Below are 14727 nucleotides of genomic sequence, written 5' to 3'. Positions count from 1 at the left end.
GGTGGTCTTCCTAGCAGGCGTCGCGGACGAATTCCAGTGCCGCGACACCCGCTCTTCGTCATGCCGTTTTCTACGGCGGCGAGATCGTTTCGCCGCCGGTCAGCTGGATGGCCGCGGTCTCGAGGTGGTCCAGCAGGCGCTTGAACATCGCCACCTCGCTGGGCGCCAGCCCCGCCAACAGGGTCGCCTCGTAGGCCAGGGCCAAAGGCGCGATCTCGGCGAACAGACGCCGGCCGGCGGCCGTCAGCTCCAGCGTGTGCGAGCGGCGATCCGAACGAACCGTGGTGCGGGCCACCAGACGTCGGACCACCAATTCCTGAGCCGCGCGGCTGACCCGGACCTTGTCCATGGCCGTGCGCGTGACGGCGGTGTGCTGGGTCAGGTTGCCCTCGGCCAGCACCGACATCAGCCGCCATTGCGGAATGGTCAGGCCGAAGCGGTCCTCGTAGGCCCGCGCGATCAGGCGACTGACCGCCGCCGAGGCCGTGGCCAGCTTGTACGGCACATACTCAATCAGGCTGACGCCGGTTTCAGGCGCTTCGGACGCGCCAGGGGTGATCGGAGAGACCGTCGCGGTCATATCCCTTCCTTTCGTCCTCCCAAGCGTGACCGCCTTCAAGGAGGAGCGGCCTTCGCCAATCCGTTTCGCGTTTCCGGGCCTTGGCGTTTGGGCCCACGCGTTATCTTGGTGTGAGCGTCCTCCGCCGAAGGCTCAACGCCTCGGCGAGTTCGCCCGAACGAAGAAGCAGTTTCGCACGCCGCTTGGGCAGAGAATAGTCGTCTCGCCTTCCTGAACGGCGTTCTTATGCCCCCAGCCCCCTTGCCGGGCGATCAATCGCGCTCGGACAGGCCCAGCTTGAGTTTCGGCAACGGCTTGGTCTCGGTCAGGGCCTTCTGGCAGTCCTGGATCTCGCGCAGGCAGTTCGGGCGATTCCAGAAGTCCGAGAACTCGGCGACCGCCAGGCGCAGCTGCTGCATGTATTCCTTGTGATCCAAGGGCTTGGGCGCTTCGTCCTTGTGGCCATGGTCGTCATGGCCGTGTGGATCGGGCTTGTGCGGATGGGTGATGACCACCGTCTGTGGCGCGAGAATCGTCACGTTGCGGGTCAGGACGCCGACGTCGGCGCCGTGCTCCTTGGAATCGCCCGGACGGTGCGAATCGTGGCCGTGGGTCTTGTCGTGGTCCTTGCCGTGGCCGCCATGACCGCCGCCGTGTTTGTCGTCCTTCTTCTCTTCAGGCGGATCGCCTTTCATGGCCTTGGCCAGATGCTCGAAGGCCTTGGCGCTCGGGCCGCCGAATGCCAGCACCGGGCCGACCCGAAGCTTGACCTCGTCGATCAGGTCCTGGGCCTTGACCACCAGTTCGCCGGAATGGGCGCTGCTGGCCGACACGCACTTGGCCTTCACGGCTTCGTGGATGATTTTCGGCACATCGCTACGCTTTTCGCCCTTGTCGCCGCGCCCGGTCAGCCGACCTGCGAAGAAGGCCAGGCCCGCGATGGCCAGGCCCGCCAGGATCAGCAGGAACACAAGAGTCGGGTCGAACACCGGCACCGGCTGATCGACCGGAAATTCTGACTGGTACACCGGAGCCCCCTCGGTCCACGCGAAGCGCCATCGATGGCGCTTCCCATGGTTAACGCAACAGCGTTATCGATGCACGGCCAAGCTGCTCAAAACGGGCGGGAAATGAGTTTGGTGGCGCGGACGCCGCTGTCATAGCGCGACGGCCCGCCATAGACGGTCACCTCGCAGAGGATGTCGCCGCCCTCGTCCGAGGCCCAGATGTAGCTGCGCTCGACCTCGACATAGCGGCCCGCGGGCGAGATGCCTTCGAAGGTGTCGCCCCAGGGGACGACCGCCTTCAGGTCCTGCCAGCGCAGGGTCACGGCGCGCGAAAGCTCGTCGCGCGCCATCGCCTCGAGGTCAGGGTCGGGATCGCTCACGCGCCTTAGGCTTCGGCCGTGTCGCGGAAATAGGCCTCGACGTCGCCCTGCAGCTTGATGGTCATGGGGTTGCCCTTGCGGTCCATGGTCTTGCCGGCGGCCACCCGCACCCAGCGCTCGCTGATGCAGTATTCCTCGACATTGGTCTTTTCGACGCCCTTGAAGCGGATGCCGATGCCGCGTTCCAGCAGGTCGGCATTGTAGTGCGGGCTGTCCGGGTTGACGGAGAGGCGGTCGGGAGGCGTGTCGCTCATGGTCTTCAGCTTTCGTCCAGGCCGCGCGGCCTATGTCTTGGCCGGCGGTCATAGCCACGAAACGCCGAAAATCCAACTGTGGCGAGGCGCCTCCGTCTCCACTTAGTCCTGCGCGTCTTCCTTGACCGGGTCGGCGATCGAGACCGCGCCATCGTTGTTGGTGTCATGGTGGTTGAACATTCGCCAGCCGGAATAGTCGAACTCGGCGCGGGTGATGGCGCCGCTCTTGTCGCTGTCCAAAACGCCGAAGCGGATATTGACCTGACGCATCTGGCGCACGCGCTCTTCCTCCCTGTCCGCGGCCGTGCGATCCGAGGCGGCTAGCGTCTTCTCCAGGCGCGCCTTGAACTCGCCGACATATTCGGCCTGCGAGAACGAGCCATTGTTGTCGGCGTCGGTCCTGGCGAACTGGATCGCGCGGGTGGCGGCGAATTCGTCCTTGGAGACGACGCCGTCGCCGTTCTGGTCCTGCTCCTTGATGAAGGTGTCGCGCGCGTGCGAGGCGGCATGGGCGGCGCCGGTGGTCAGGACGGCGGCCAGGGTGACGGTCAGGATAGCGCGGGTCTTCATGGGATGTCCTAGCGGAGGGATTCGAAGGTCAGGGCGTAGGTGAAGCTTTGGCCGGGCTGGCCGGCGGCGGCGGGCGCGACGCGGTAGCGGCTCTGGACCTGGTAGACGCCTGACTTGTCGACCTTGACGGCGAAGCGACCCTTGGTGTCGCTGGTCACCGTCGTCGGCGCGCTCTTGCTGTCGGCGTAGCGGTCGTCGGCGCCTTGCAGGGTGATTGGCTGGCCCGCGAGCGGCTTGCCGTCGAACATCACCTCGAACACCGCCTCCTGGCCGGTGACGATCTTGCTGGGATGGGTGACCGCCTTGAATTCCAGCCCCTTGCCGATTGGCGCCAAAGCCGCCTCGTTCGGGGCGCCGCGCGTCACATAGACCTCGGTCAGGGTCATGCTCTGCATGTCGATCGCGTCGGCCGGAGCCTTCTCGCCCTCGAAGAACTTCCACTCCCCGTTGACCAGGGCCGCCTTGGCGGTTCGACCGGCGCGCTGGCCCGTGGTGATGCGGTAGGTGCCAGGCTTCTCGGTGACTGCTTCCACCAGCGCCAGCTCGCGCAGGTAGGTCGGGGTCAGGGGCGTGCGGACGCCGTCGGGCCCGACCACCGCCCAAGCGTCGGACTTCATCACCACCTCTGGCGTGAAGAAGTTTTCGGTGAACGAGCCCTGCACCGTGACGATCTTGCGGTCGGACGCGTCGAACACGGTGGGCAGCAGATAGGGCGAATGGGCTTGAGCGGCCCCGGGCGCCAGCGCGCCGGTGAGGCAGAGCAGAAGCGCGCCGCCCATCAGGCCCGCGCGGAGAGATCGGATCATCGAGAACACCCCAGGCGCCGCTCCAGTCGCGKCGGACTCGGCATATTGCGAATAGTTCTGAGAATCAATTGCAAATAGCTTGACCGGTTGGACAGGCGGCTCTAGGCCAACGCCATCAACTGCGAACCATTCGCATCTACACCATCGAGGGGATATTGATGTCTCGCCTGAAGTTGGCCGCCCTGATGGCCGCCTCGACCGCCGCCCTGCTGGCGACCGCCGTTCACGCCGCCGAGTCGACGCCGGCCGCCGACGCGGTCGAACTCGACAAGGTCACCGTCACCGCCACCCGCTCCGAGAAGACGGTGTCCGAGGCTCCGGTGACGGTCAGCGTCATCTCGTCGGACGAGATCGAGGACGGGCTGGTCCGCGACATCAAGGACCTGGTCCGCGACGAACCCGGCGTGTCGGTGCGCAGCGCGCCCGCCCGCTTTACCGCCGCGGGCGCCTCAACCGGCCGCGACGGCAATGCCGGCTTCAACATTCGGGGCCTGGAAGGCAACCGCGTGCTGATCGTCCTCGATGGCGTGCGCGTGCCGGACGGCTTCGCCTTCGGCGCCCAGTCGGTGGGTCGCGGCGATCAGGTGGACCTGGACCTGCTGAAGTCGGTCGAGATCGTGCGTGGCCCCGCCTCGGCCCTCTATGGCGCCGACGGCCTGGCCGGTTCGGTCAGCTTCATCACCAAGGATCCGTCCGATATCCTGAAGGGCGACCAGAGTTTCGCCGGCCGCGCTCGCGTCGGCTACGCCTCGGCCGACAAAAGCTGGACCGAAAGCCTGGTGCTGGCCGGCAAGTCCGATCGCTGGGAGGCGCTGTTCGCCTATACCCGCCGCGACGGCGAGGGCCAGAAGACGGCGGGGACCAACGACTCGGCCAATGTCGATCGCACCACCGCCAATCCCGAGGACAACCAGTCCAACGCGATCCTGGGCAAGCTGGTCTACAGTCCCGACGACAAGAACCGCTTCCGCCTGACGCTCGACCACCTGGACCGCGACGTCGACTGGACCGTGTTTTCGGCCATCGCCAAGCCGCCCCTGGCCGCGACTAGCGTGATCGGCTTGACCGCCTTCGACAAGCTGCGTCGCGACCGCGCCACGCTGGACCACCGCTTCGATGGCGGCGGCGGCCTGATCAGCGCCGCCCGCACCTCGCTGTACTGGCAGAAGAGCAAGACCCGGCAGTTCTCGGCCGAGGACCGCAACACCGCCGCGGACCGCACCCGCGACGCCACCTTCGACAACCGGGTGCTGGGCGCCAGCGTCGAGCTGCACAGCGTGTTCGACAGCGGATCGGTGAAGCACGAGGTCGTCTGGGGCGGTGACGCCTCGATCACCCGTCAGCAGGGCACACGCGACGGCACGGTCCCACCGGTCGGCGAGACCTTCCCCGCCAAGGCCTTCCCGACCACCGACTACACCTTGGCCGGCCTCTATGTTCAGGACGAGATCACGGCGGGTCCGCTGACGATCTATCCGGCCGTCCGCTTCGACTACTACAAGCTGGATCCGAAGGCCGATCCGCTGTTCACGACCGCCAGTTCAGGTCAGAGCGACAGCCACGTCTCGCCGAAGCTGGGGCTGGTCTGGGACGCCACGGACCTGGTCACCGTGTTCGCCAATGTCGCAGCGGGCTTCAAGGCCCCCTCCCCGTCGCAGGTCAACACCGGCTTCGCCAACCTGGTCTCGAACTACAGGTCGATTTCGAACCCGAACCTGAAGCCCGAGACCAGCCGGACCCTGGAAGCCGGCTTTCGAATGCATCGTGGCGGCTGGCGCGTGGCGCTCACCGGCTTCACCGGCGAGTACGACGACTTCATCGAGCAGGTTCAGGTCGGCGGGAACTTCACCGCCGCCAATCCGGCCGTCTACCAATACGTCAACCTGTCGGGCGTGAAGGTCAGTGGGGCCGAGGCCAAGGGCTCGTTCGAGCTGGGCGCCGGCTTCACCGCCCGGGCCGCCGCCTCCTACGCACGCGGCGCCTCGCGCACGAACGGGGTCAACACGCCCCTGACCTCGATCGATCCGGTCAAGCTGACCGCCGGCCTGGCCTATCGCGCGCCGACCGGCAAGTTCGGCGGCGACCTCAGCGTCATCCATTCGGACCGCAAGACCGTCGGCCGCTCAGGCCTGGCTTGCGCCGGGGCGAGCGGCAGCTCGGCCAACAACTGCTTCATGCCCCCCTCGTTCACCGTCGCTGACCTGACGGCGTGGTGGGCGGTGACCGAGGCCGTGACCGTACGCGGCGGCGTCTTCAACCTGACCGATGAGCGGTACTGGTGGTGGAGCGACGCTCGCGGCCTCGCCGACAACGCCACCGTCAAGGACGGCTACACCCAGCCGGGCCGGAACTACAGCGTCTCCCTGTCGCTGAAGTTCTGACCGGACTGGAGGCGCGCGCGGGCGGGAAGCCGCGCGCGCCGACATCCTTGCGGACAAGCTCGTCGCGCCCTGCTAGCTACCGGGGCCACACGTTTCCTCGGAGTCCGCATGCTGCGTCGCCTCTACGACTGGGTCATGGGCCTGGCCGCTTCCCGTCACGCTCCACTGAGCCTGTTCGCGGTCTCGTTCGCCGAGAGCTCGTTCTTTCCGATCCCGCCGGACGTGATGCTGGCGCCGATGTGCCTGGCCAAGCCGGAGAAGGCCTGGCGCTACGCCCTGATCTGCACGATCGCCTCGGTGCTGGGCGGCTGCCTGGGCTATGCGATTGGGTATTTCCTGCGCGACTTCGGCCTGTGGATGATGGCCGCGACCGGCCACGCCGGCGGCCTGGAGCAGTTCCAGTGCTGGTATGGCAAGTACGGCGTCTGGGTGATCCTGGCCAAGGGCCTGACGCCGATCCCCTACAAGCTGGTGACCATCGCCTCGGGCCTGGCCGCCTTCAGCTTCCCGATGTTCATCGCCGCCTCGACCGTGACCCGCGCCGCGCGTTTCTTCCTGGTGGCCTTCATCATCAAGAAGTTCGGCCCGACCCTGCTGCCGATCGTCGAGCGTCGCCTGGCGCTATTCGCCGGAATTTTGATCGCGCTCCTTGTCATTGGCCTGACCGCCAGCCACTTCATCGGTGGGGGCGGACATGGTGGAGCTTGCGCCGCATGACGAACGAAGAGCGTAAGACGAGCGTCGATAGCGGCACCTTTGTCGGCCGAGTCTACGACCTGGTGACCCGCCACTGGCCGCTGATCGCCTTCCTGAGCAGCGCCGCGATGCTGGCCATCGCCCATGCGTTCGAGACCTTCGGTCACCTCGCCCCCTGCCATCTCTGCCTGAAGGCTCGCGAGGTCTATTGGGTGGCCGGCGCCGTCGGCCTGGTGGCTTTCGCCCTTCAGCGCACACCGCTGGCCGGTCGCCTGCGCGCGCCCGCCAACCTGCTGCTGGCGGCGATCTTCCTGTACGGGACCGGGCTGGCGGTCTTCCACGCCGGCGTCGAGTGGAAGTGGTGGCCGGGCCCGACCACCTGCACGGGCAGCGGCGTGGCCAGTGCGGCCAATCTGACCGCCATGCTGAACGGCACGATGAAGATCAAGCCGCCGATGTGCGACAAGGCCGCCTGGGTGTTCCTGGGCCTGTCGATGGCCGGCTGGAACGCGCTGGTCTCGCTGAAGCTGGCCGTGTGGTCGGTCCTGGCCGGCCTGCGCAAGGCGGAGACACTCCAATGACCAAGCCGGTCCCGCCCCGTCCTGGCCAGGGCGCGCTGCGCGCCCGTCTCGCCGAGATCCTGCGCGTGGACCAGGCTGGCGAGCTGGCGGCCGTCCACATCTATCGCGGCCAGGCGGCGGTGATGCGCGCCAGCCCCGGCCGCGAGCGGATCGCCGACCAATTGAAGGAGATGGAGGGCCACGAACAGGTCCATCTGACTCGCTTCAACGAACTGCTGACCGAGCGACAGGTGCGCCCGACCCTGATGTCGCCGGTCTGGCGCGCGGCCGCCTTCGCGCTGGGCGCCGGCACCGCCCTGCTCGGTGACAAGGCCGCCCATGCCTGCACTGAGGCCGTCGAGAACGTCATCGAGCAGCACTACGCCGGTCAGATCGAGGAGCTGAAGGACCGCGATCCGGCCCTGGCCGCCGAGCTGACCCAGTTCCGCGACGACGAGCTGGCGCATCGCGACCTGGCGATCGAAGAAGGCGCCCACGAAGCGACCGCCTATCCGCTGCTGACCGCCGTGATCCAGGCCGGCTGCCGCGCGGCCATCAAGATCAGCGAGAAGATCTAAAGCCAAAGCTTGGCGGCCGTCCCGCGCCGGCCTACCGATACGCCCCAACGAGATCTTCGTGTTGGGGAGTCGCTCCTTGTCGTTCCGTACCCTCGCCGCCTGCGCGGCGTCGCTGCTCGCGCTCTCCACGGGCTTCGCTCTCGCGGCGGAGCCGCTCAAGACCAGCGAACTGTCCCTCAGCACTGGCGGCCCGATGCCCGCCGAACAGCAGGCGCTGGGCTTCGACCACGCCGACCTGAAGTTCAAGATCCTACCGGACAAGAAGGCGATCGAGGGCGAGGCGACCCTGACCTTCACGGCCAAGACCCCGCTGGACAAGCTGGTGCTGGACTTCGACCGCGTCTTCGCGGTCCGCATGCTGACCGTCGACGGCAAGGCGCTGAAGCCCTCGGCCTGGAGCAATCCCGAAGGCCGGATGACCATCACCCTCCCGAAGAAGGTCGCCAAAGGCCGGCAAGTGACCGTGGTCGTGACCTATGACGGCGTTCCGCTGGAGGCTAAGCGCGCGCCCTGGGACGGCGGCTTCGTCTGGAGCAAGACCGAGACCGGCGAGCCGTGGATCGCCACCGCCGTCCAGGGCGACGGCTGCGATATCTTCTGGCCCTGCATCGACTATCCGACCGGCGAGCCGAAGCTGGTCGACCTGCACATCACCATCCCCGCCCCGCTGGTCGCGCCCGCCAACGGCGTGTTCCTGGGCATGAGCGAGAAGGACGGCTGGCGCACCTACAACTGGCGGGCCAAGAACCCTAACACCTACGCCATCGCCCTGGACGTCGGCCCCTACGAGGAGCTGACCGCCAGCTACAAGAGCCGCTTCGGCGACAGCTTCCCGATGTCGTTCTGGTACCTGAAGGGCAACGCGGAAAAGGCCAAGGGCCTGTTCGCCGAGTTCGCGCCGATGCTGGACTTCTACGAGCAGATGATCGGCCCCTACCCGTTCCGCGACGAGAAGATGGGCGTGGTCGAGACTCCGCACTTGGGCATGGAGCACCAGACCATCAACGCCTACGGCAACAAGTACGCCAAGGAGGCCTACGGCTTCGACTGGCTGCTGCAGCACGAGTTCGCCCACGAGTGGTTCGGCAACCAGCTGACCAACAACGACAACGACGACATGTGGCTGCACGAGGGCTACGGCAGCTACATGCAGCCGCTGATGTCGCAATGGCTGCACGGCGACATGGAGTACATGGCGCGCCTGAACCAGATGCGGGTCGACACCAAGAACCGGTTTCCGATCGTCTCGGGCAAGCAGCTCAAGGAAGACGACGTCTACAACGCCGATCGCGGGCCCGGGAACGACATCTACTTCAAGGCCGCCAACGTCCTGCACACTCTGCGGACGCTGATCGGCGACGAAGCCTTCTTCAAGATCACCCGCATCGCCGTCTACGGCCGCGACGACCCGAAGCCGGGCAATTTCTCGACCCGCTATCTGGGAACCAAGGACTTCATCAAGATCGTCAACCAGGTCACCGGCAAGGACTATGGCTGGTTCTTCGACGTCTATCTGTACGAGGCCCAGCAGCCCGAGCTGATCGAGACCCGCGACGGCGGCGATCTCGTGCTGCGCTGGAAAGCGCCGAAGGACAAGCCGTTCCCGATGCCGATCGAGGTCAAGGTCGGCGACAAGATCGTCACCCTGCCGATGGCCGATGGAACCGGCCGCGTAGCGGTCGGCGGCGCCGTCCCGGTGATCGTCGATCCGGCCTCGAAGGTCCTGCGCCGCCAGCCCTATCTGGAAGTGTTCCAGGCTTGGAAGAAGGCCAAGGACGACGCCGCCAAGGCCGAAGCCGAGGCCAAGAAAAAGGCCGAGGCGGAGAAGAAATAGGCCCGGGCTCGGCGGGCGCGGTCATCTCTCGTTGACCCTGCCCGTTTACCGAATGGCGCGACCTTCACGGTTAGGATGGTGACGTCTCCGGAGATCGCGTTCCATGTTCAAGCCCGTCCACTTCGTCGCCGCCGCGCGTCTCGCGCTGCTGGTCGGCTCCTTGACCGTGGCGGTCCTGACCCTGGGGCCGTTCCAGGGGCTGGAGCAGGTGTTCGGGCTCAGCGACAAGGCCGCACACGCGATCGCGTTCGGCGGCCTGCTGGCGATCTCGTTCCTGGCCTTCCCTCGCATGCGCCGCAACGACCTGGCGATCGCAGCCCTGGTCCTGGGCGCGGCGGTCGAGGTGGCCCAGATCATCGCTCACCGTGACGGCAACCTCCCCGACTGGCTGGCCGACGCGGCCGGCATTCTGACGATCTACGGCGCGGGCATGATCGAGACCGTGCGCAAGATGGCCCGCGAGCAGGGCGACCTGACCTTCGTTCAGATCGCCTCCATGGACCGCCGCCGCGGCCGCCGCCGCCAGGCGACGGCGTTCGAGCCGGCGACGGCGGAACCTTCGTTTGGTGAAATGGACGGCGTGGTCAGCTTCGCCGAGCGCGCCGCCCGTCGTTTCCCCGCCCGCTAAGACGGCGCGTCAGGTGATCCGTTTGACGCTGACCGGGTCGCTGCCCGGGAAGCTCTCTTCCAGGCCTTCGTCCAGCAGGGCTTCCTGACGGTTCTCCGACTTGGCGACCTTGGCGGCCAGTTGATCGTGCTTCTCGCCCTCTTGCAGCGGGCGCTTGGCTTCGCGAGCATGCGGCGCGTCGATGTGCTTGTCTTCCGCCCGGATCTTGCCCTCGGCGGCCATGTCAGCCGTCGACGCGGCGGTGCCGTGGGTGAAGTGGCGTTGGTTGTCCCCGTCGGTCTGGTGTCGGGTCATGGCGTGTCTCCCGTGGCTTTTTTGCCTCGGATGATAAAACCCGCCGGCTCAGGTTCGGGTTGCACGGCGCCATCCCTATTCGCGGGCCAGTCTCGGCGCTTCAATATTTTTCGCGAAAGCCCGGAACCTTCGCCGTAGGCCTGCATTTTAGGCTCAGCTTGGCGGTCAGATCCCCTTCCGCCTCATAGCCGACGGCCCGGGATGCCATTCCTCAAAACGCCAGCCCGGGCCGTTTTGCTGTCTCGATCGGAGCGCCTCAGGCCTCCAGCTCGATGTCCCAATACAGATAGTCCAGCCAGCTGACGTGCAGCCGCCCCGGCGGGAACCTGCGTCCGCGGTCCTGCAGCTCGTGCATCGACGGCCGCCTGGCGTGGTGGAACGGCTGCATCCCCGCTTCGCGCGGCGTGCGGCCGCCCTTGCTGAGATTGCACGGCGCGCAGGCGGTGACGATGTTCTCCCAGGTGGTCCGGCCGCCGCGCGAGCGCGGGATCACGTGGTCGAAGGTCAGATCCTCGGGCGAGCCGCAATATTGGCAGCTGAACGAGTCGCGCAGGAACAGGTTGAAACGGGTGAAGGCCGGCGGACGGTCCTGAGGGACGTACTGCTTCAGCGACACCACGCTGGGCAGCCGCATCTCGAACGACGGCGAATGGACCACCTGGTCGTAGCTGGCGACGACGTCGACTCGGTCCAGGAACACCGCCTTGATCACCTCCTGCCAGGGCCAGAGGGACAGCGGATAATAGCTGAGCGGCCGGAAGTCGGCGTTGAGCACCAAGGCTGGCATGCCAGACGGTGGGCGCGTGAGGACCTGCATCAGATCCCCCCCTCGAAACGGGCGGCGGAACGCCCGGAACCCAAGCCCATGGGGCTTCGGCTGATGAAGTACGCGACAGGACTGAAGACGGGCCTCCTTCCTACGCAATTCTGGGAATCGCCATCCATTCCCGAACGCAAGGAAAGGATGGTCCAAGTCGGCGACAGAACCAAGACATCTCGCCGACGGTATTGTTTATCGCGTGCCTGTGCCGGAACCGCGGCCACTCTCCGCCGCCACGGTCGGCTCTAGAAAGGCGCGATCTCGCGGCGTTTTACAGCGCCGTAGCAGGCCCACAGCAGGTGAGCGGCCACGCCGCGATAAGGGCGCCACAGCTCGGCCCGCTTGTAGGCCTGCTTCTCAGTGGGCCGAACCTCGGCCTTGTCGGCCCAGCGCATGGCCTCCTGCAGGGCGATGTCGCCGCCGGGGAACATGTCCATGCGGCCCTGGGTGAACATCAGATAGACCTCGGCCGTCCAGCGGCCGATGCCGGTGATGGCGGTCAAGGCCGCCACGGCCTCGTCGTCCGATAGCTCCGAAAGAGCGTCGAAGTCGCAGGCGCCGGTGACATGGGCCTCGGCGAGGGCGCGAGCGTAGCGCGCCTTGGGGCGCGAGAGACCCAGGGACAGCAGATAGGCCTCCTCATGGCCGATCACGACGTCCGGGGTCATCTCCGGCAGACCCGCCTGGACCCGCGCCCAGATGGCGGCGGCCGAGGCCAGGGACACCTGCTGCTGCACGACCATCTTCAGCAGGCCCGGAAAACCGCCCATGCTGACGCGCCATTCGAACGGCGGCGTGACGGCCTCCATCGCGGCCAGGGCCGGATCGATGGCAGCCAGATGCTTGCGAGCTTCGAGCAGGGCTTCGGCGGTCGGCGGGACGAACATCATTCGCAGGTGGCGTAGCCCGACCCGAATGACAATCCGGTTCTTGCTGAACTACCCGATCGCCGTGATCTCGATCTCGCCGCCGGGCGCGGGCGAGACGTCCCCGACGACCTTGCCCAACAGGGCGCGGGCGATCGGAGCGACGTAGGAGATCGAGCCCTGGGCCGGATCGGCCTCGTCCTCGCCGACGATGCGGAAGGTCTGCACGCGGCCGTCCTCGCGCTCGAAGGTCACGCGGTCGCCGAACTGCACGACGGTCTTGGCCGGGTCGCGCTCCAGAAGCTGGGCGGTCGCCCGGCGCGCCGACCAGTAGCGCAGGTCGCGGGTGGCGCGGGCCATGGCGGTGCGGTCGCCGTCGGCCGCGCCGCCGGCGCTCTGGGCCGCCGAATAGGCCGCGCGCGCGGACGCCAGCTCGGCCTCGATCTGGGCCAAGCCTTCGGGCGTGACGATATTGGGCTGGGTGGAGATCGGGCGATCGGGCAGATCCGCCGCGAAGGCTTCGCTGTCGCCCTCTTTCGTGAAGGCGACGCTCATAGCCGGAAAATGTCTTGGATCATGGAAGAAGCCTGCGACGCATACGGAAGAAACGGCGTCGAAGGCCTAACGCGTCTTCGGTCCAGTTAGCTCCCCTTCCGGAGAGGTTCAAGCGGGCCGAACGCGGCGGCGGGTGGCTTCCTCCCCGCTAGATCCGGGATCGAAAGCGCCAGTTCCGCCGAGCGCGAGCAATCAGTCTTACAGCACCACGCCGGCGACAGCGGCGGCGAGGCCCAGGGCGATCACGAGGAAGTAGCCGGCGGCCAGGCGGTCGAAGGCGTTTTCAAAGGCGTTGAGCGTCCGTTGCATGATGATGGTCCCTCTCTTTGGTCATGTCCCAACCCCCGATGGGTCATTGGCCACCCTGAGGGCTGAACCAATCTGGACAGTGCTTAGATAGCGCAAATCTAAACGCCGTCAAGATCATCTTTACAGCGTTTGGATGAAATTTTAGAAAGGTGTGGTTACAGTGAGGCCCGATGACCACAGCCACCGCCGAATCCCGCCCCTATCACCATGGCGATCTGAGCCGCGCGCTCGTCGACGCCGCGCGCGCGATCCTCGAGCGCGAGGGCCCCTCCGCCCTGTCGCTGCGGGCCGTCGCCCGCGAGGCCGGGGTCAGTCCCGCCGCGCCCTATCACCACTTCAAGGACAAGGCCGAGCTGCTGGAAGCCGTCGCCCACGAGGGCTGGCACGAGCTGGACGTGGCCCTTTCCACGGCCCGCGCCTCGACGCCGGATGCGCGGGTGCGGATGACCAACCTGGGCGTGGCCTATGTCTGCTTCGCTCGCGACAATCCGGCGCTCTATCGCGTGATGTACGACCGCTCGCGCGACAAGGACGCCCTGCCTGACCAGCTGAAAGACGACGGCGCCTATTGCCAGGTMCGCAACACCATCGACGAGAACGCCGGCGGCCAGGCCACCGAGATCGACCTGGAGCTCGCGACCATCGCCGCCTGGTGCGCCGGCCACGGCTTGGCCGAGATGATCGGCTTCAAGCAATTCGCTCCGCTCAAGGAACTTCTGGGCGGCGAGGAGGCCTTTCTCCGCGCCGTGTTCGAGCACCTGGGCATGTTCGCGAAGTTCACGGCTCCCCAGGACTGAGACGTAAGCGTGACCTTCGTCACCCGGTTCGCCCCGTCGCCGACGGGCTATCTGCATCGTGGCCACGCTTTCTCGGCTCTCACCGCCTTCCAGGCCGCGCGCGAAGCTGGCGGCCGTTTCCTGCTGCGCATCGAGGACATCGACGCCACGCGCTGCCGGCCCGAATACGACGCGGCGATCTTCGAGGACTTGGCCTGGCTGGGGCTGGAGTGGGAGGAGCCCGTCCGGCGGCAGTCCGAACATCTGGCCGACTACCATGCGGCCATCGAGACCCTGCGCCAGCGTGGCCTGGTCTATCGCTGCTTCAAGACCCGCAAGGAACTCGACATCGGCCGCGCGCCGCACGAGCCGGCCGTCCCGTATGTCGGCGCGCCCTTGCCCGCGGACGAGGAAGCCAAGCGCCTGGCGCGCGGCGAGGCCTTCGCCTGGCGCCTGTCGCTAGCGGCGGCGCGCGAGGCGCTGGATGGGTTCGAGCGCCTGAGCTTTCTGGAAGACGGCGCGGGACCGAACGGCGAGACGGATTTGATCCAGGCGCGGCCCGAGACCGCCGGCGACATCGTGCTGGCCCGCAAGGACGTCGGTGTCGCCTACCACCTGGCCGTGGTTCACGACGACGCTCTGCAAGGCGTCACCCATGTGATCCGCGGTCAGGATCTGTTCGAAGCGGCGCACATCCAGCGCCTGCTGCAGGCCTTGCTGGGCCTGCCGACGCCGACCTATCGCCATCACGGGCTGCTGCTGGGCCCGGACGGCAAGCGCTACGCCAAGCGCGACAAGGCCGAAACGCTGCGGGAATTGCGGGCGGCGGGGATGACGGCGGATGAGCTAAAACG

General features: G+C 66.9%; 19 protein-coding genes. 8 read left to right on the top strand and 11 right to left on the bottom strand.

Going from position 1 to position 14727, the window contains the following annotated elements; all coding sequences use genetic code 11:
• Positions 1-70: 70 nt before the first annotated feature.
• The 6 genes from AC1DSO_RS14545 to AC1DSO_RS14520 all read right to left on the bottom strand — a co-directional run bounded on the left by AC1DSO_RS14545 (position 71) and on the right by AC1DSO_RS14520 (position 3576).
• Positions 71-580 carry a MarR family winged helix-turn-helix transcriptional regulator gene (locus AC1DSO_RS14545; protein WP_477069492.1) on the bottom strand — a complete coding sequence of 170 codons (510 nt, stop codon included), beginning with the start codon at positions 578-580 and terminating at the stop codon, positions 71-73.
• A 251-nt stretch (positions 581-831) separates the two neighbouring features.
• On the bottom strand, positions 832-1587 hold the full coding sequence (locus AC1DSO_RS14540) for a hypothetical protein (protein WP_477069491.1): 756 nt from the start codon (positions 1585-1587) through the stop codon (positions 832-834).
• An 86-nt stretch (positions 1588-1673) separates the two neighbouring features.
• Positions 1674-1916, bottom strand: coding sequence for a hypothetical protein (locus tag AC1DSO_RS14535; protein ID WP_477069515.1), 243 nt, complete (start codon positions 1914-1916; stop codon positions 1674-1676).
• A gap of 35 nt (positions 1917-1951) precedes the next feature.
• Positions 1952-2200 carry a DUF3297 family protein gene (locus AC1DSO_RS14530; protein WP_477069490.1) on the bottom strand — a complete coding sequence of 83 codons (249 nt, stop codon included), beginning with the start codon at positions 2198-2200 and terminating at the stop codon, positions 1952-1954.
• A 102-nt stretch (positions 2201-2302) separates the two neighbouring features.
• Entirely contained in the window at positions 2303-2770 is a 468-nt protein-coding gene (locus AC1DSO_RS14525) for an EF-hand domain-containing protein (protein ID WP_477069489.1), read from the bottom strand.
• Positions 2771-2778: 8 nt separating this feature from the next.
• Positions 2779-3576 carry a DUF4198 domain-containing protein gene (locus AC1DSO_RS14520; RefSeq protein ID WP_477069488.1) on the bottom strand — a complete coding sequence of 266 codons (798 nt, stop codon included), beginning with the start codon at positions 3574-3576 and terminating at the stop codon, positions 2779-2781.
• Between the two features lie 158 nt (positions 3577-3734).
• Between AC1DSO_RS14520 and AC1DSO_RS14515 the strand changes: the two genes are divergently transcribed.
• The 6 genes from AC1DSO_RS14515 (at position 3735) to AC1DSO_RS14490 (ending at position 10253) form a co-directional block, all read left to right on the top strand.
• Positions 3735-5957, top strand: a complete 2223-nt coding sequence (locus tag AC1DSO_RS14515; protein ID WP_477069487.1) for a TonB-dependent hemoglobin/transferrin/lactoferrin family receptor — start codon at positions 3735-3737, stop codon at positions 5955-5957.
• A 108-nt stretch (positions 5958-6065) separates the two neighbouring features.
• Positions 6066-6674 carry a YqaA family protein gene (locus AC1DSO_RS14510; protein ID WP_477069486.1) on the top strand — a complete coding sequence of 203 codons (609 nt, stop codon included), beginning with the start codon at positions 6066-6068 and terminating at the stop codon, positions 6672-6674.
• Positions 6671-7234: a disulfide bond formation protein B gene (locus AC1DSO_RS14505; protein WP_477069485.1), complete on the top strand. Its 564-nt coding sequence runs from the start codon at positions 6671-6673 to the stop codon at positions 7232-7234. Before AC1DSO_RS14510 ends, AC1DSO_RS14505 begins: the two co-directional genes overlap by 4 nt.
• On the top strand, positions 7231-7791 hold the full coding sequence (locus AC1DSO_RS14500; protein ID WP_477069484.1) for a demethoxyubiquinone hydroxylase family protein: 561 nt from the start codon (positions 7231-7233) through the stop codon (positions 7789-7791). Before AC1DSO_RS14505 ends, AC1DSO_RS14500 begins: the two co-directional genes overlap by 4 nt.
• Positions 7792-7852: 61 nt before the next feature.
• Positions 7853-9625 carry a M1 family metallopeptidase gene (locus tag AC1DSO_RS14495; protein WP_477069514.1) on the top strand — a complete coding sequence of 591 codons (1773 nt, stop codon included), beginning with the start codon at positions 7853-7855 and terminating at the stop codon, positions 9623-9625.
• A 103-nt stretch (positions 9626-9728) separates the two neighbouring features.
• The gene (locus AC1DSO_RS14490) at positions 9729-10253 is read left to right on the top strand and encodes a VanZ family protein (protein ID WP_477069483.1); all 525 of its coding nucleotides are present in this window, start codon (positions 9729-9731) and stop codon (positions 10251-10253) included.
• A 9-nt stretch (positions 10254-10262) separates the two neighbouring features.
• On the opposite strand, the gene AC1DSO_RS14485 is transcribed toward AC1DSO_RS14490, so the two are convergent.
• The 5 genes from AC1DSO_RS14485 to AC1DSO_RS14465 form a co-directional block, all read right to left on the bottom strand.
• A complete protein-coding gene (locus tag AC1DSO_RS14485) occupies positions 10263-10547 on the bottom strand; it encodes a hypothetical protein (protein ID WP_477069482.1) in 285 nt (94 codons plus the stop codon).
• 256 nt (positions 10548-10803) lie between these two features.
• Complete coding sequence (locus AC1DSO_RS14480) at positions 10804-11367, bottom strand: HNH endonuclease (RefSeq protein WP_082009413.1); 564 nt, start codon at positions 11365-11367, stop codon at positions 10804-10806.
• Positions 11368-11612: 245 nt separating this feature from the next.
• Positions 11613-12254, bottom strand: a complete 642-nt coding sequence (locus tag AC1DSO_RS14475) for a DNA-3-methyladenine glycosylase family protein (RefSeq protein ID WP_477069513.1) — start codon at positions 12252-12254, stop codon at positions 11613-11615.
• Positions 12255-12305: 51 nt separating this feature from the next.
• The gene (greA, locus tag AC1DSO_RS14470; protein ID WP_477069481.1) at positions 12306-12788 is read right to left on the bottom strand and encodes a transcription elongation factor GreA; all 483 of its coding nucleotides are present in this window, start codon (positions 12786-12788) and stop codon (positions 12306-12308) included.
• 198 nt (positions 12789-12986) lie between these two features.
• Positions 12987-13097, bottom strand: a complete 111-nt coding sequence (locus tag AC1DSO_RS14465) for a hypothetical protein (RefSeq protein ID WP_477069480.1) — start codon at positions 13095-13097, stop codon at positions 12987-12989.
• A gap of 170 nt (positions 13098-13267) precedes the next feature.
• Here AC1DSO_RS14465 and AC1DSO_RS14460 point away from each other — a divergent pair, with 170 nt between their 5' ends.
• Positions 13268-13894, top strand: coding sequence for a TetR/AcrR family transcriptional regulator (locus AC1DSO_RS14460; RefSeq protein ID WP_477069479.1), 627 nt, complete (start codon positions 13268-13270; stop codon positions 13892-13894).
• 9 nt (positions 13895-13903) lie between these two features.
• Positions 13904-14727, top strand: an 824-nt coding sequence (gluQRS, locus tag AC1DSO_RS14455) for a tRNA glutamyl-Q(34) synthetase GluQRS (protein WP_477069478.1), incomplete at its 3' end; no start/stop codon positions are given.

The sequence above is a fragment of the Caulobacter sp. P4_E5 genome (genome assembly GCF_056401555.1).
This window is presented reverse-complemented; position numbering and strand designations above follow the sequence as displayed.

Bases quoted from the DNA above. Each gene is read 5' to 3' on its own strand.
- AC1DSO_RS14545 (WP_477069492.1), bottom strand. From the start codon at position 580: ATGACCGCGACGGTCTCTCCGATCACCCCTGGCGCGTCCGAAGCGCCT.
- AC1DSO_RS14535 (WP_477069515.1), bottom strand. From the start codon at position 1,916: ATGGCGCGCGACGAGCTTTCGCGCGCCGTGACCCTGCGCTGGCAGGAC.
- AC1DSO_RS14530 (WP_477069490.1), bottom strand. From the start codon at position 2,200: ATGAGCGACACGCCTCCCGACCGCCTCTCCGTCAACCCGGACAGCCCG.
- AC1DSO_RS14525 (WP_477069489.1), bottom strand. From the start codon at position 2,770: ATGAAGACCCGCGCTATCCTGACCGTCACCCTGGCCGCCGTCCTGACC.
- AC1DSO_RS14520 (WP_477069488.1), bottom strand. From the start codon at position 3,576: ATGATCCGATCTCTCCGCGCGGGCCTGATGGGCGGCGCGCTTCTGCTC.
- AC1DSO_RS14515 (WP_477069487.1), top strand. From the start codon at position 3,735: ATGTCTCGCCTGAAGTTGGCCGCCCTGATGGCCGCCTCGACCGCCGCC.
- AC1DSO_RS14510 (WP_477069486.1), top strand. From the start codon at position 6,066: ATGCTGCGTCGCCTCTACGACTGGGTCATGGGCCTGGCCGCTTCCCGT.
- AC1DSO_RS14505 (WP_477069485.1), top strand. From the start codon at position 6,671: ATGACGAACGAAGAGCGTAAGACGAGCGTCGATAGCGGCACCTTTGTC.
- AC1DSO_RS14500 (WP_477069484.1), top strand. From the start codon at position 7,231: ATGACCAAGCCGGTCCCGCCCCGTCCTGGCCAGGGCGCGCTGCGCGCC.
- AC1DSO_RS14490 (WP_477069483.1), top strand. From the start codon at position 9,729: ATGTTCAAGCCCGTCCACTTCGTCGCCGCCGCGCGTCTCGCGCTGCTG.
- AC1DSO_RS14485 (WP_477069482.1), bottom strand. From the start codon at position 10,547: ATGACCCGACACCAGACCGACGGGGACAACCAACGCCACTTCACCCAC.
- AC1DSO_RS14475 (WP_477069513.1), bottom strand. From the start codon at position 12,254: ATGTTCGTCCCGCCGACCGCCGAAGCCCTGCTCGAAGCTCGCAAGCAT.
- greA (WP_477069481.1), bottom strand. From the start codon at position 12,788: ATGAGCGTCGCCTTCACGAAAGAGGGCGACAGCGAAGCCTTCGCGGCG.
- AC1DSO_RS14465 (WP_477069480.1), bottom strand. From the start codon at position 13,097: ATGCAACGGACGCTCAACGCCTTTGAAAACGCCTTCGACCGCCTGGCC.